The organism is Streptococcus sp. KHUD_015 (assembly GCF_051106265.1).
Taxonomy (GTDB): Bacteria; Bacillota; Bacilli; order Lactobacillales; family Streptococcaceae; genus Streptococcus.
Map to the genome: position 1 here is coordinate 277,346 of NZ_CP193665.1, position 14,575 is coordinate 291,920.

The window sequence follows — 14,575 nt, forward strand, 5'->3', positions numbered from 1 at the left end:
CTAAGAAGCGAATGAAGAGAGTAAGATGAAAGAAGCTATAATTGAGTGGAAGGATTTCTCTTTCCGGTATGAAACACAACAAGAACCGACCTTGCAAGGGGTGAACTTGACCATTTACAAGGGAGAGAAAGTCTTAATTGTTGGGCCATCTGGGTCAGGTAAGTCTACCTTGGGTCAGTGTTTGAATGGAATTATTCCCAATATTTACAAGGGGCAGATGTCTGGAGAATTTTTGATCAAGGGGCAAGCAGCTTTTGATATGAGCATCTACGATAAATCTCATCTGGTCAGCACGGTTTTGCAGGATACAGATGGGCAGTTTATCGGCTTGTCCGTGGCAGAGGATTTGGCTTTTGCTCTGGAAAATGATGTGACAGCTATAGAAGAGATGAAAAAGCGTGTTCATAAATGGGCTGAAAAGCTGGACCTTCTTGATTTACTAGCTCAGCGTCCTCAGGATTTATCAGGTGGACAAAAGCAGCGGGTTAGTCTAGCTGGTGTCTTGATTGATGAGAGTCCGATTCTCTTGTTTGATGAGCCACTCGCCAATCTTGATCCCAAGTCAGGTCAGGATATTATCGAATTGATTGATCAGATTCATAAGGAAGAGGGGACGACGACCCTTATTATCGAACACCGTTTGGAGGATGTTCTGCATCGCCCTGTGGATCGGATTGTTCTTATAAACGATGGCCGCATCCTCTTTAATGGGAGTCCTGATCAGTTATTGGCGACTGATTTGTTGACCCAAAATGGAATTCGCGAACCCCTTTATCTAACCACTTTACGTCAATTAGGTGTGAATTTAGCTAAGGAAGAACAATTAGCAAATTTGGATAACTTGTCTATCTCAAAAGGCCATGTTCAGTTGCGGACGGAACTGGTAAAAGAAACCCCAGAATTGCAGTCACTCTTTAAATTAGAGGATGTATCTTTTTCTTATGATGATAGACCGATTTTAAAGTCCCTACATTTGGATATTAAAAAGGGTGAAAAGATTGCCATTGTTGGGAAAAATGGAGCAGGGAAGTCAACCCTAGCCAAGGCCTTAAGTAGCTTTATCCAGACGGAAGGTCGCTATCTTTGGGAAGGACAGGATATCAAAGGAGATTCTGTTGCAGAGCGGGCGGAACGAGTAGGCTATGTGCTGCAAAATCCCAATCAAATGATTTCAACCAATATGATTTTTGATGAGGTAGCTCTGGGACTTCGTTTAAGAGGTGTAGACGAGCAGGAAATTGAAACGAGAGTCTATGAAACTTTGAAAATCTGTGGTCTCTATGAATTCCGTAATTGGCCTATTTCTGCCCTGTCATTTGGTCAGAAAAAACGTGTCACCATTGCTTCAATTTTGGTCTTGGGGGCTGAAATTATCCTCCTAGATGAACCAACTGCAGGTCAAGACCAGAAGAATTATACTGAGATTATGGAATTTCTTGAAGAACTGCATCAAAAAGGTCATACCATTGTCATGATTACCCATGATATGCAATTGATGCTGGATTATTCAGACCGAGCCCTTGTCATGGTGGATGGAGAATTGATTGCCGATACTGATCCAGCCAGTCTATTGAGTAATCCCGAGCTGTTAGTAAAAGCCAATCTAAAAGAAACCTCTATCTTTAACTTAGCTAAGAAACTCGACGTGGATCCACTTGCTTTAACGGCATTTTACAAGGAAAGGAGAGAAGGATGCAAGCTAAATTAATCGGTTACCAGCATAGAGATACTGTGATTCATCGCTTGTCAGGAGCTGGTAAACTCCTCTTTTTCATCCTCGTGTCATTGGCGGCTATGATTAGCTATGATACCAGACTGCTTGTTCTGATTGCCATCTTTTCGGTATTTCTCCTCTATTTGTCAGAAATCCGTTTTAAAGATGTTTCCTTTGTAGCCGTTTTTGCGACGGTATTTGCCGTTTTAAACGTTTTGATGGTCTATCTCTTTTCTCCCGAGTATGGGGTTGGACTTTACGAAGAGAGAAGTGTGATTTGGCAGGGAATCGGTGCCTACACTCTGACCAGTCAAGAGCTCTTTTATCTGCTAAATCTGGCTATTAAGTACCTTTGCACCATTCCTCTAGCTATTATCTTTTTGATGACAACCCACCCTAGTCAGTTTGCTTCCAGTTTAAATCAAATCGGTGTGTCCTATAAGATTGCCTATTCTGTCAGTCTAACCTTGCGCTATATTCCAGATTTGCAGGAAGAATTCTTTACTATCAAGATGTCTCAGGAAGCGCGTGGGATGGAATTATCCAAGAAAGCTTCTCTTATGCAACGAATCAAAGGCAATCTGCTCATTATTACTCCCTTGATTTTTAGCTCGTTAGAACGGATTGATACCATCGCGACCGCCATGGAGCTTCGACGCTTTGGGAAAGAGAAAAAACGCACTTGGTATAGTTATCAGGCCTTGAAAAAAGGAGACTATATTACCTTGCTCTTGGCAGCCTTGTTTTTAGTAGCTAGTTTACTACTTATCTTGCAGAATCAGGGACGATTTTACAATCCTTGGAAATAGCTTGAAAAAATTGAAAAAATCAAGTCGTTTCTATTGACAATGATTCTGAAAGTGTTATACTAAGAAAGTAGTTTCGCTGATTTACTTCAAACCTGTTGTGAGGTAAGTTAACGATGCCTTAACCACGCTGTTTGCTGAGCTTGACTCCGGGCAGTGTGGCTATTTTTTTGCAATGGTGAAAGGAAGCAAGTCATGACAAATCACATTGTATTATTTGAACCACAAATTCCACAAAATACAGGCAATATCGCGCGTACTTGCGCTGCGACCAATTCTCCCCTCCACATCATCAAGCCAATGGGCTTTCCTATTGACGACCGCAAGATGAAGCGAGCTGGATTGGATTATTGGGATAAGCTAGAAATTTATTTTTACGAGAGTTTGGAGGATTTCATGTCTCAGATGAAGGGCAAACTTTATCTGATTTCTAAATTTGCTGAGAAAGTGTATTCTGATGTGGATTTATCGACTAACAAAGACCATTATTTTCTCTTTGGACGTGAAGACAAGGGTTTACCTGAGGACTTTATGCGAGAACATCCTGAAAAGGCTCTCCGTATTCCTATGAATGATGAACACGTCCGCAGCCTCAATGTCTCTAATACCGTCTGCATGATTGTTTACGAAGCCCTTCGCCAGCAGAACTTTGCAGGTCTTGAGCTTGTTCATACCTATGAAGTGGATAAATTGAAATAAATAATGAAAATGAACAAAATGCTTGCGCTTGCAAGCGTTTTTTGTTATGATAAAAGAGTCTTCAGGGCAGGGTGCAATTCCCGACCGGCGGTAAATTTGACTATCTATTTTAGCTTTCTCGTCGTTGTCTTGTCTCGATATACTTTAAGTATTATCTTCGACTGCGACGCCTAGATAAATCTAAAATATCTTAGCCAAATAAGTCCGCGAGCGCAAGCTGATGTGGTGAGATTCCACAACCGACAGTATAGTCTGGATGGGAGAAGACGAAAGAATAGCTTTGTCTGTTCTGATAGATTTATAGCTAGATTGTAACCGCTTGCTTTGATAGAGTGAGAGGGAACTTTTGAGATATAAAAAGTGAGAATAGATAGAGGAATCCTTTCTAACTTCTTCTGATTTTATAGAAAATTGGAGGAACCTGTTATGACAAACACACGTCGACTTTCGACCATTGCAATTCTATCAGCCATCTCATTTGTGCTGATGTACTTTGACTTTCCGCTTTTGCCAGCGGCGTCCTTCCTCAAGATAGAATTTAGTATCTTGCCAGTCCTTGTGGGCTTGGTGGTCATGGATTTGCCTGCTGCGCTAGGAATTCTCTTGCTTCGCTCACTCTTGAAATTGCTTCTTAACAGCCAGGGAGTGAATACCTACATTGGTTTGCCAATGAATATCGTAGCTTTGGGAGTTTTTGTCATCGTATTTGCTTTGATTTGGAAAAAGGAACGGACAACCCTTCGTTTCCTACTAGGCTCTCTAGCTGGGACTATTGGTTTAACCGTGGCTATGTTGGTTCTCAACTATGTTTACGCTGTTCCTTTGTACGCTAAGTTTGCTAACTTTGATATTGGAAAAATTTTGGGACTTTCCAACTACCTAATGACCATGGTATTACCTTTTAATTTGATTGAAGGTGTAATCTTTTCCGCTTCATTCTGGTTGTTGTACGTTCTCTTGAAACCAACCTTAAAACATTATGAAAGATAAACAAACATTTTTAATGAAGGGCAGTTTTGCCCTTTTACTTTTCGTTATTCTTGGCTACATGGTCAAATTTTATCCTGAAATGTTGGTCAATTTTGACCAATCGATTCAGTCTGCCATTCGAGGAGATTTACCAGATTACTTGACTATTCTTTTCAGGGCCATCACACGCTTGATTGATATCCCAGTGATTATCACTTGGGTTGTCATTACAGCTTTTGTTTTTTATCGTAAGCGATGGAAGATAGAAAGTTTCTTCATGCTGGGAAATCTGGCTTTGGCAGGTCTTTTAATCGTGACCTTTAAAAATATCTACCAGCGCCCACGACCAGCTATTTTACACTTGGTTGAGGAGAAGGGATTTTCTTTCCCAAGTGGCCATTCTCTGGCTGTAACCTTGATGGTCGGTTCTCTGATTGTCATTCTCAGTCAACGGATGAAAGATCCAGTCTGGAGAAAAATCGTGCAAATCGTCCTTGTTTTCTACCTAGTCAGTGTGCTGGTATCAAGAGTCTATCTGGGAGTTCACTATCCATCAGACGTTCTTGCCAGTCTCTGTGTGGGCTTGGGAGTCTTGTTTATCGAGTTTCCCTTCTATGACAAGCTACGCTTCCAATGGCGATTTAAAGGCAAGCAGAAGTGAGATAGGTCTTGCAAGAATGGTAAAAATCTGATAAACTATGTAGTAATTGAATAGGAATCCGCAAGACTAGTAGCCCAAGGGAAGTATATCAGGGAGGAGAGCCGTGACTGCAAGCTCTCTATATGAAAGCTGGGTGAATTCACTTGCGCATGGATTTAGAAATGAAGGTCTGACTTGTCAGATAAAAACGGATGGTACCGCGTGTCAACGCTCCGAGTGGAGTTTTTGGCATGTGGTTTTCTTTTTATCTACGAGAGACTGATGGAGGAATTATGTCAACTATTGAAGAACAATTAAAAGCGCTTCGTGAAGAAACGCTGGCAAGCTTGAAGCAGATTTCTGCTGAAAATAAAAAAGAGATGCAAGATTTGCGTGTTTCTGTCCTTAGTAAAAAGGGTTCGCTTACTGAAATCCTCAAAGGGATGAAAGATGTCTCTGCTGAGATGCGTCCAATTATCGGGAAACACGTTAATGAAGCTCGTGATGTCTTGACAGCTGCTTTTGAAGAAACAGCTAAACTCTTGGAAGAAAAGAAAGTTGCAGCTCAACTGGCTAGCGAGAGTATTGATGTGACCCTTCCAGGTCGTCCAGTTGCGACTGGTCACCGTCATGTCCTCACACAAACCAGTGAAGAAATCGAAGATATTTTCATTGGGATGGGTTACCAAGTCGTGGATGGTTTTGAAGTAGAGCAAGACTACTATAACTTTGAACGTATGAACCTTCCCAAAGACCATCCAGCCCGCGATATGCAGGACACCTTCTATATCACAGAAGAAATCTTGCTCCGTACGCACACGTCTCCTGTGCAGGCACGTGCCATGGATGCCCATGATTTCTCTAAAGGGCCTCTGAAAATGATCTCACCAGGGCGTGTGTTCCGTCGTGACACAGACGATGCGACCCACAGTCACCAGTTCCACCAAATCGAAGGCTTGGTTGTTGGGAAAAATATCTCTATGGCAGATCTTCAAGGAACCCTTCAGTTGATTGTGCAAAAAATGTTTGGCGAAGAGCGTCAAATTCGTTTGCGCCCATCTTACTTCCCATTCACAGAGCCATCTGTTGAGGTGGATGTTTCCTGCTTCAAGTGTGGTGGAGAAGGCTGTAACGTATGTAAGAAAACTGGTTGGATTGAAATTATGGGGGCCGGTATGGTTCACCCACGTGTCCTTGAAATGAGTGGTATCGATGCGACTGTTTACTCTGGATTTGCCTTTGGTCTTGGACAAGAGCGTGTAGCTATGCTCCGTTACGGAATCAACGATATCCGTGGATTCTACCAAGGAGATGTCCGCTTCTCAGAACAGTTTAAATAATGATTAGAAAAGTAGAAATGGCAGATGTTGAAGTGTTGTCCAAAATTGCCAAACAAACCTTTCGTGAAACATTTGCTCATGATAATACGGAAGAGCAGTTACAGAAATACTTTGAAGAGGCTTATAGTCTGAAAACTTTGTTAACTGAGTTGGAAAATCCAGAATCTGGAACCTATTTCATTGTGCATGAAGAGGAGATAGCTGGTTTTCTCAAAGTCAACTGGGGGAGTGCTCAAACTGAGAGAATTAGAGGATGCTTTTGAAATTCAACGCCTCTATGTGCTACAAAAATTCCAAGGGTTTGGACTAGGTAAGCAACTGTTTGAATTTGCTCTTGAACTTGCCGAAAAAAATGGTTTTTCCTGGGCTTGGCTAGGTGTTTGGGAGCATAATACAAAAGCTCAAGCGTTTTATAATCGATATGGTTTTGAAAAATTTAGCCAACATCATTTTATGGTTGGTCAAAAAGTAGATACAGATTGGATACTGAGAAAGAAATTAAGGTAAGAAGATGATTCTTCTATTGAAATGATAGGAAAGGAAAAGAACTAGAGTGATAACTGTCATTCTGGAAAACTAAATTATGCTTGTATCTTATAAATGGTTAAAAGAATTGGTGGACATTGATGTTCCATCACAAGAGTTGGCTGAAAAAATGTCAACTACAGGGATCGAGGTAGAAGGTGTGGAATCACCTGCTGCTGGTCTCTCGAAAATTGTCGTCGGTGAGGTCTTGTCTTGCGAAGATGTGCCAGAAACTCACCTTCATGTGTGTCAGGTTAACGTTGGCGAAGAAGAAGCTCGTCAAATCGTTTGTGGTGCTCCAAATGTGCGTGCTGGTATCAAGGTCATGGTGGCTCTTCCAGGAGCTCGCATCGCTGACAATTACAAGATCAAAAAAGGAAAAATCCGTGGTTTAGAGTCACTTGGAATGATCTGTTCGCTTGGAGAATTGGGAATTTCTGACTCAGTTGTGCCTAAGGAATTCGCAGATGGCATCCAAATCTTGCCAAAAAATGCCGTTCCAGGTGAGGAAGTCTTCTCATATCTAGACTTGGATGATGAAATTATCGAACTTTCTATCACACCTAACCGTGCGGATGCCCTTTCTATGCGTGGAGTGGCTCACGAAGTGGCAGCTATCTATGATAAGGCAGTCAACTTTAAAGAATTTACTCTTTTAGAAACTGACCAAGTCGCAGCAGATGCCCTTTCTGTAGGTATTGAGACAGACAAGGCGCCTTACTATGCAGCTCGTATATTGGACAATGTGACTATCGCACCAAGTCCACAATGGTTGCAAAACCTTCTCATGAACGAGGGAATCCGTCCTATTAACAACGTGGTGGACGTGACCAATTACATCCTTCTCTACTTTGGTCAACCAATGCACGCCTTTGACTTGGATACCTTTGAAGGAACTGACATCCGTGTGCGTGAAGCGCGTGCTGGTGAAAAATTAGTGACCTTGGATGGTGAAGAACGTGACTTGGACGTGAATGACCTAGTCGTTACTGTCGCTGACAAGCCAGTAGCCCTTGCAGGTGTTATGGGTGGTCAAGCAACAGAAATCTCTGAAAACTCTAGTCATGTTGTCCTTGAAGCAGCTGTTTTCAATGGCAAATCTATCCGTAAGACTAGCGGTCGCCTTAACCTTCGTTCTGAGTCCTCTTCTCGCTTTGAAAAAGGGATCAATGTGGCAACTGTTAACGAAGCCCTTGATGCGGCGGCTAGCATGATTGCAGAACTTGCAGGTGCGACGGTGCGTAAAGGTATCGTTTCAGCGGGTGAGCTTGATACCTCTGATGTGGAAGTTTCTTCAACTCTTGCTGATGTTAACCGTGTTCTTGGTACAGAACTTTCTTACGCGGATGTAGAAGACGTCTTCCGTCGTCTTGGCTTTGGTCTTTCTGGAAATGCAGACAGCTTTACAGTCAGCGTACCACGTCGTCGTTGGGATATCACAATAGAAGCAGATCTCTTTGAAGAAATCGCTCGTATCTATGGCTATGACCGCTTGCCAACCAGCCTTCCAAAAGACGATGGGACAGCTGGTGAATTGACTGCGACACAAAAATTGCGTCGCCAAGTCCGTACGATTGCTGAAGGAGCAGGTTTGACTGAAATCATTACCTATGCTCTGACAACGCCTGAAAAAGCAGTTGAGTTTACAGCTCAACCAAGTAACCTTACAGAACTCATGTGGCCAATGACAGTGGACCGTTCTGTCCTCCGTCAAAATATGATTTCTGGTATCCTAGATACAGTTGCTTACAACGTGGCTCGTAAGAACAAAAACTTGGCCCTTTACGAGATTGGAAAAGTCTTTGAACAAACAGGTAATCCAAAAGAAGAACTTCCAAATGAGATCAACAGTTTTGCCTTTGCCTTGACAGGCTTGGTTGCTGAAAAAGATTTCCAAACAGCAGCAGTTCCAGTTGATTTCTTCTATGCTAAGGGAATCCTAGAAGCATTATTTACTCGCTTGGGACTAGAAGTGACCTATACAGCAACATCTGAAATCGCTAGCCTCCACCCAGGTCGTACAGCAGTCATTTCACTCGGTGACCAAGTTCTTGGTTTCCTTGGGCAAGTGCATCCAGTCACTGCTAAGGCTTACGATATTCCAGAAACGTATGTAGCTGAGCTTAACCTTTCAGCCATCGAAGCTGCCCTTCAACCTGCTGCTCCATTTGTGGAAATCACCAAATTCCCAGCAGTTAGCCGTGACGTTGCCCTTCTCCTCAAGGCAGAAGTGACTCATCAAGAAGTTGTAGACGCAATCCAAGCAGCCGGCGTGAAACGTTTGACAGATATCAAACTCTTTGACATCTTCTCAGGCGAAAAATTGGGACTTGGTATGAAGTCAATGGCTTATAGCTTGACCTTCCAAAATCCAGAAGATAGCTTGACGGATGAAGAAGTCGCACGCTATATGGAAAAAATCCAAGCTTCTCTCGAAGAAAAAGTGAATGCAGAAGTGCGTTAAAGTATCAGTCCATCCTTCGGGGTGGATTTTTGCTTCTCAAATAACAATTCAGGATCAAAAATCGACAGTTGAGGAGCAGAGGTGATAAATTGAGTTTGCTACTGTATAATGGATTTATCACTAATACTCTTCGAAAATCTCTTCAAACCACGTCAGCTTCGCCTTGCCGTATATATATGTTACTGACTTCGTCAGTTCTATCTACAACCTCAAAGCAGTGCTTTGAGCAGCCTACGGCTAGCTTCCTAGTTTGCTCTTTGATTTTCATTGAGTATAAAAGTGCTAGAGGCCATATTTTACATAGCATTAGTCTTATAAAAATGGACGGAAAGCATTGTAAAGGCTATCAAAAAGGAGTATAATGAGTGCAAGACATTTCGGAGGTGAAAGATGCTAGAAGTAAGAAGTCTAGAGAAAAGTTTTGGATCCAAGCAAGTTTTGTTTGGTATTGACTTTCAAGCGCGACCAGGTCGTATTTTGGGATTAGTCGGGAAAAACGGTGCTGGGAAGACAACGATTTTCCACAGTATTTTGAAGTTTTTAGAATACCAAGGAGAAATCAGTCTGGATGGCCAGGATATTCGTCAGGAGACCTACGCTCGGATTGGTTATCTACCTGAAGAACGTAGTCTCATGCCTAAATTGACAGTCCTTGAGCAAGTTCGTTACTTGGCGACTCTAAAAGGTATGGATGGCAAGGAGGTCAAGGAAAAACTCCCTCAATGGATGAAGAGGTTGGAAGTGAAAGGGAAGCTGACTGATAAAATCAAGAGTCTGTCAAAAGGAAATCAGCAGAAGATTCAGCTCATTATTACTCTGATTCATGAACCAGACTTGATTATCTTGGATGAGCCTTTTAGTGGTTTGGACCCAGTCAATACAGAATTGCTCAAGCAAGTCATTTTTCAAGAAAAAGAGCGCGGAGCAACCATTATCTTCTCTGACCATGTCATGACCAATGTCGAGGAACTTTGTGATGATATTCTGATGATTCGAGATGGCCGTGTGGTCTTGCATGGACCAGTCCAGGATGTCCGGAATCAATACGGGAAAACGCGTCTCTTTGTTTCAAGTGAACGAAGCAAGGAAGAATTGGAAACTCTTCCTCATGTCAAACAGGTGAGCTTGACCAAACAAGGCAGTTGGAAATTGATCTTGGAGAATGAAAGTGCTGGTAGGGAACTCTTCCCAATCTTGACTCAAGGTCAATATATCGCAACTTTTGACCAGCAAGCGCCAACAATCGATGAAATCTTTAAACTAGAATCAGGGGTGGAAGTATGAGAAATATGTGGGTTGTAATCAAGGAAACCTATCTTCGACATGTCAAATCGTGGAGTTTCTTCTTTATGGTGATTTCGCCGTTCCTCTTTTTAGGAATCTCTGTAGGAATTGCCTATCTCCAAGGCTCCTCAATGGCTAAAAATGATAAAGTGGCAGTAGTGACAACAGTGCCGTCTGTAGCAGAAGGACTGAAGAATGTAAATGGTGTTAACTTTGACTATAAAGACGAAGCAAGTGCCAAAGAAGCGATTAAAGATGAAAAATTAAAAGGCTATCTGACCATTGACCAAGAGGATAGTGTCTTAAAGGCTGTTTATCATGGCGAAACATCGCTTGAAAACGGAATTAAATTTGCAGTTACAGGTACACTCAACGAACTGCAAAATCAGCTTAATCGTTCAACTGCTTCCTTGTCTCAAGAGCAGGAAAAACGCTTAGCGCAGACAATTCAATTCACAGAAAAGATTGATGAAGCCAAGGAAAATAAAAAGTTTATTCAAACAATTGCAGCAGGCGCTTTAGGATTCTTTCTTTATATGATTCTGATTACCTATGCGGGTGTGACGGCTCAGGAAGTTGCCAGTGAAAAAGGCACCAAAATTATGGAGGTGGTCTTCTCTAGTATCCGAGCTAGTCATTATTTCTACGCTCGCATGCTGGCTCTGCTTCTTGTGATTTTGACCCATATTGGCATTTACGTCGTGGGTGGACTTGCTGCCATTCTTCTCTTTAAAGACCTACCAATCTTGGCACAATCTGGTATTTTAAACCATATAGGAGAGGCTTTCTCGCTCAACACCTTATTGTTTGTCTTGGTTAGCCTCTTTATGTACGTTGTTTTAGCAGCCTTCCTAGGTTCTATGGTTTCTCGTCCTGAGGACGCAGGAAAAGCCTTATCTCCTTTGATGATTTTGATTATGGGTGGTTTTTTTGGAGTGACAGCTCTGGGTGCAGCTGGTGACAATCTCCTCTTGAAGATTGGTTCATATATTCCCTTTATTTCGACTTTCTTCATGCCATTTAGAGCCATTAATGGCTATGCAAATGGGTTAGAGGCTTGGCTTTCACTTGCTATTACACTGATTTTTGCGGTGGTAGCAACAGGATTTATCGGACGTATGTATGCTAGTCTCGTTCTGCAGACAGATGACTTAGGTCCTTGGAAAACCTTTAAACGTGCCTTAGCTTATAAATAGAAGAGCCTCGCGAAAGCGAGGTTTTTTAGAGACAAAAAGAGTGGAATTTAGAAAAATATTTTTCATATCTATTGACTTTTAGGGGTGAAATTTGGTATTATAGTAGGCGGTATTGTTTACCCCATTTGAAAGGCCCCGGAACCTTCCAAATACTTTTCGATGGGAAGGAACACCCATCACCGTAAACAAAAATCGAACTATATATAGGAGAAATCATGAACAAAACAACATTTATGGCTAAACCAGGCCAAGTTGAACGTAAATGGTACGTAGTTGACGCAACTGATGTACCACTTGGACGTCTTTCTGCAGTAGTTGCTAGCGTACTTCGCGGAAAAAACAAACCAACATTTACACCACACACTGATACAGGTGACTTTGTGATTGTTATCAATGCTGAAAAAGTTAAATTGACTGGTAAAAAAGCAACTGATAAAATCTACTACACTCACTCAAACCACCCAGGTGGATTGAAACAAATCTCTGCAGGTGAACTTCGTTCTAAAAATGCAGTACGTTTGATCGAGAAATCAGTTAAAGGTATGCTTCCACACAATACTCTTGGACGCGCTCAAGGTATGAAGTTGAAAGTATTTGTTGGAGCTGAGCACACTCACGCTGCACAACAACCAGAAGTTCTTGATATTTCAGGACTTATCTAAGGAAAGGAACAATAAAGTATGTCACAAGCACAATATGCAGGTACTGGACGTCGTAAAAACGCTGTTGCACGCGTTCGCCTTGTTCCAGGAACTGGTAAAATCACTGTTAACAAAAAAGATGTTGAAGAGTACATCCCACACGCTGACCTTCGTCTTGTAATCAACCAACCATTCGCAGTTACTTCAACTGCAGGTTCATACGACGTTTTCGTTAACGTTGTAGGTGGTGGATACGCTGGTCAATCAGGAGCTATCCGTCACGGTATCGCTCGTGCCCTTCTTCAAGTAGACCCAGACTTCCGCGATTCATTGAAACGCGCAGGACTTCTTACACGTGACTCACGTAAAGTTGAACGTAAGAAACCAGGTCTTAAGAAAGCTCGTAAAGCTAGCCAGTTCTCTAAACGTTAATCAATACGATTATATCAACGTTTCAAAGCACTTTGCAAAGATTTTGCAAAGTGCTTTTTTGTCGATTTTTGAGCTAGAATAGCTTTGTGATAACCTTCTGATAACCTCTTCAAAATTTTAAAAATCATAATTCTATTTTGCTTTATTGAGATAATCTGCAAATTTGTCAATAGAGTTTTTCTCACCAGTTTTTGTGGTGTGAGTATAGACATCTAATGTCATCTGACTGCTTGCATGACCGAGACGTTTTGATGTATTAGAAGGATCGATTCCAATTTCAGACATAAGTGTTGCATGTGTATGTCTAAACCCATGTGGGCTAATTGGTTTTAATTTATGCTTTTTAATAATTCGATTCAGTACGTTATTAATGTAATCAGCATGCAAAGGTTCAATTTTGTCATTACTTGATATGTAATAGAACATATATTCGTTACTAATATTCAGCTTTGTAAGAGGAAACTGAGATTGTTCTTTCAGATAGAAATTTCTCCATTGCTTAATAATATCGATTGTCTCATCATCAAGATAGATTGTACGAACTGAAGATTCATTCTTTGTGCTCTTTTCAATCGCTTTACCGTCAATTCTTCCTAGACTTTTATCTATGTTCAATAGATTGCTGTCAAAGTTAATATCAGCCCATTTTAAAGCGTATAACTCCCCTTTTCGTAGTCCACTAAATGCAAGCAGTCTAAATAAAGCAAAATGTTTAAATGGCTCAGTTTCTTTCACTATATCAAGGAAATGATGTAATTCCTCCAGAGAGCAAAAATTATCTGATCTAGTTTTTTTGATTTTAGGCATGATAACATTCTTCATTGGATTTCGATCAATGTAGTTCATGTTGATTGCAAAATCAAAAATTTTTGAGGTATAGGATTTTATCTGTTTGATATTTTTGAAAGTCTGAGATTTTTGTGTAATAAAGTTTTGACAGTCTAAAGGACTGATTTGGTCAATAAATTTATCGCCAAATATTGGTAGAATATGTATTCGATAGATATTCTTAGTTTGGGAAGAAGTTGTTTCTTCAACGGTACCAACATAGGCCTTAAACCATTCTTGATAAAGTTCTTTATAAGTGACTTTGGGGTTAGGTTTGTCGGTATTTACTGTGGGGGCAACGACACCAGCTTCTAAACGAGCTTCGTACAATTTTGCCTCTTTTTTTGTTTTGAACCCTCTCTTTAAGTGCCTTTTTTTCTTTCCATAAGCATCTAAGCCAATGTAAAAGCTAACATAGTATAGGATTCCTTTTTTTGTTTTGTATTTGTGTATAGACATTTTTTCTCCGTATCTAAGTTTTCGGAGCTTATGTAATTGAGAAATGAGTGTCTATCTATTTTTTCTATCTTCTTGGCGGATAGCGTATTCGTCTGTTTTAATCCAGCTCTGCCAAACTTTAGAATCTTTATTTTGGTGATTCATATAGTCTATAAACTCAGACATAAAACGTTTGTTTTTCTCAGCTAGGTATTCTGAGAATATATGACGAAATTCATCTGAAAAACTATCATCAAGTGGTAGTGTTAATGCCCTTTCGCCAAATTCGATACTTTTCTTTAACTTCTCCATATCGCTTTTAAAAGGTGTCACAGAACCAATTTTAGATGTTTTGAAACTATCTGTAACAATTTTAAGATTTGATGGAGCATGTGGGTTGCTATCAAGTCCCATAATGTAAGCGACGGAAACATTAAAGTATTTTGCCAATTTTTCAGCATTATCTTTTTTAGGTTTGCGGATTCCTTGATTGTATCCAGAAAGTGTAGGATAGGCTATATTTGTAGCTTCGCTAATTTCTGTCAATTTTTTTCCGCTATTTTCTATCAGTTTAGTAATATGATTCGTCATAAGAACCT

Annotated in this window: 13 protein-coding genes, 1 pseudogene and 1 riboswitch; of the genes and pseudogenes, 12 read left to right on the plus strand and 2 right to left on the minus strand. The window is 40.9% G+C overall.

The features are described 5' to 3' along the window. Window positions 1-25: 25 nt before the first annotated feature. The 12 genes and pseudogenes from ACORHU_RS01350 (at window position 26) to rpsI (ending at window position 12,710) form a co-directional block, all read left to right on the plus strand. Window positions 26-1,708, plus strand: coding sequence for an ABC transporter ATP-binding protein (locus tag ACORHU_RS01350; RefSeq protein ID WP_434364592.1), 1,683 nt, complete (start codon window positions 26-28; stop codon window positions 1,706-1,708). Further along, complete coding sequence (locus ACORHU_RS01355) at window positions 1,693-2,523, plus strand: energy-coupling factor transporter transmembrane component T family protein (protein ID WP_434364593.1); 831 nt, start codon at window positions 1,693-1,695, stop codon at window positions 2,521-2,523. Before ACORHU_RS01350 ends, ACORHU_RS01355 begins: the two co-directional genes overlap by 16 nt. 192 nt (window positions 2,524-2,715) lie before the next feature. Then, the gene (locus ACORHU_RS01360; protein WP_434364594.1) at window positions 2,716-3,219 is read left to right on the plus strand and encodes a tRNA (cytidine(34)-2'-O)-methyltransferase; all 504 of its coding nucleotides are present in this window, start codon (window positions 2,716-2,718) and stop codon (window positions 3,217-3,219) included. 53 nt (window positions 3,220-3,272) lie between these two features. Beyond that, a riboswitch (FMN riboswitch) is annotated at window positions 3,273-3,491 on the plus strand. 154 nt (window positions 3,492-3,645) lie between these two features. After that, window positions 3,646-4,209, plus strand: coding sequence for an ECF transporter S component (locus tag ACORHU_RS01365; protein ID WP_125411384.1), 564 nt, complete (start codon window positions 3,646-3,648; stop codon window positions 4,207-4,209). Further along, entirely contained in the window at window positions 4,199-4,849 is a 651-nt protein-coding gene (locus ACORHU_RS01370; RefSeq protein WP_434364595.1) for a phosphatase PAP2 family protein, read from the plus strand. The genes ACORHU_RS01365 and ACORHU_RS01370 overlap by 11 nt, the downstream gene beginning before the upstream one ends. 272 nt (window positions 4,850-5,121) lie before the next feature. Next, window positions 5,122-6,168 carry a phenylalanine--tRNA ligase subunit alpha gene (gene pheS / locus ACORHU_RS01375; RefSeq protein ID WP_434364596.1) on the plus strand — a complete coding sequence of 349 codons (1,047 nt, stop codon included), beginning with the start codon at window positions 5,122-5,124 and terminating at the stop codon, window positions 6,166-6,168. Beyond that, window positions 6,168-6,675 (plus strand): annotated as a pseudogene (locus tag ACORHU_RS01380) (GNAT family N-acetyltransferase). Before pheS ends, ACORHU_RS01380 begins: the two are co-directional and overlap by 1 nt. Window positions 6,676-6,751: 76 nt before the next feature. Continuing rightward, the gene (pheT, locus tag ACORHU_RS01385; RefSeq protein ID WP_434364597.1) at window positions 6,752-9,157 is read left to right on the plus strand and encodes a phenylalanine--tRNA ligase subunit beta; all 2,406 of its coding nucleotides are present in this window, start codon (window positions 6,752-6,754) and stop codon (window positions 9,155-9,157) included. 390 nt (window positions 9,158-9,547) lie between these two features. Continuing rightward, window positions 9,548-10,441, plus strand: coding sequence for an ABC transporter ATP-binding protein (locus tag ACORHU_RS01390; RefSeq protein WP_153196188.1), 894 nt, complete (start codon window positions 9,548-9,550; stop codon window positions 10,439-10,441). Then, the gene (locus tag ACORHU_RS01395; protein WP_153196186.1) at window positions 10,438-11,637 is read left to right on the plus strand and encodes an ABC transporter permease; all 1,200 of its coding nucleotides are present in this window, start codon (window positions 10,438-10,440) and stop codon (window positions 11,635-11,637) included. Before ACORHU_RS01390 ends, ACORHU_RS01395 begins: the two co-directional genes overlap by 4 nt. A 215-nt stretch (window positions 11,638-11,852) precedes the next feature. Then, window positions 11,853-12,299, plus strand: coding sequence for a 50S ribosomal protein L13 (rplM, locus tag ACORHU_RS01400; RefSeq protein ID WP_001044624.1), 447 nt, complete (start codon window positions 11,853-11,855; stop codon window positions 12,297-12,299). An 18-nt stretch (window positions 12,300-12,317) separates the two neighbouring features. Next, window positions 12,318-12,710, plus strand: coding sequence for a 30S ribosomal protein S9 (gene rpsI, locus ACORHU_RS01405; RefSeq protein ID WP_000075964.1), 393 nt, complete (start codon window positions 12,318-12,320; stop codon window positions 12,708-12,710). A gap of 132 nt (window positions 12,711-12,842) precedes the next feature. Here the strand turns inward: rpsI and ACORHU_RS01410 are convergent, their stop codons facing one another. After that, window positions 12,843-13,997, minus strand: a complete 1,155-nt coding sequence (locus ACORHU_RS01410; RefSeq protein ID WP_153196183.1) for a site-specific integrase — start codon at window positions 13,995-13,997, stop codon at window positions 12,843-12,845. Between the two features lie 51 nt (window positions 13,998-14,048). After that, window positions 14,049-14,567 carry a helix-turn-helix domain-containing protein gene (locus ACORHU_RS01415; RefSeq protein WP_000181350.1) on the minus strand — a complete coding sequence of 173 codons (519 nt, stop codon included), beginning with the start codon at window positions 14,565-14,567 and terminating at the stop codon, window positions 14,049-14,051. Window positions 14,568-14,575 lie beyond the last annotated feature (8 nt).

What these genes read in the sequence shown, in the direction of transcription:
- ACORHU_RS01360 (WP_434364594.1), top strand. Translation starts at nt 2,716, where the DNA reads ATGACAAATCACATTGTATTATTTGAACCACAAATTCCACAAAATACA.
- ACORHU_RS01390 (WP_153196188.1), top strand. Translation starts at nt 9,548, where the DNA reads ATGCTAGAAGTAAGAAGTCTAGAGAAAAGTTTTGGATCCAAGCAAGTT.
- pheS (WP_434364596.1), top strand. Translation starts at nt 5,122, where the DNA reads ATGTCAACTATTGAAGAACAATTAAAAGCGCTTCGTGAAGAAACGCTG.
- rpsI (WP_000075964.1), top strand. Translation starts at nt 12,318, where the DNA reads ATGTCACAAGCACAATATGCAGGTACTGGACGTCGTAAAAACGCTGTT.
- ACORHU_RS01410 (WP_153196183.1), bottom strand. Translation starts at nt 13,997, where the DNA reads ATGTCTATACACAAATACAAAACAAAAAAAGGAATCCTATACTATGTT.
- ACORHU_RS01370 (WP_434364595.1), top strand. Translation starts at nt 4,199, where the DNA reads ATGAAAGATAAACAAACATTTTTAATGAAGGGCAGTTTTGCCCTTTTA.
- pheT (WP_434364597.1), top strand. Translation starts at nt 6,752, where the DNA reads ATGCTTGTATCTTATAAATGGTTAAAAGAATTGGTGGACATTGATGTT.
- ACORHU_RS01415 (WP_000181350.1), bottom strand. Translation starts at nt 14,567, where the DNA reads ATGACGAATCATATTACTAAACTGATAGAAAATAGCGGAAAAAAATTG.
- rplM (WP_001044624.1), top strand. Translation starts at nt 11,853, where the DNA reads ATGAACAAAACAACATTTATGGCTAAACCAGGCCAAGTTGAACGTAAA.
- ACORHU_RS01365 (WP_125411384.1), top strand. Translation starts at nt 3,646, where the DNA reads ATGACAAACACACGTCGACTTTCGACCATTGCAATTCTATCAGCCATC.
- ACORHU_RS01355 (WP_434364593.1), top strand. Translation starts at nt 1,693, where the DNA reads ATGCAAGCTAAATTAATCGGTTACCAGCATAGAGATACTGTGATTCAT.
- ACORHU_RS01350 (WP_434364592.1), top strand. Translation starts at nt 26, where the DNA reads ATGAAAGAAGCTATAATTGAGTGGAAGGATTTCTCTTTCCGGTATGAA.
- ACORHU_RS01395 (WP_153196186.1), top strand. Translation starts at nt 10,438, where the DNA reads ATGAGAAATATGTGGGTTGTAATCAAGGAAACCTATCTTCGACATGTC.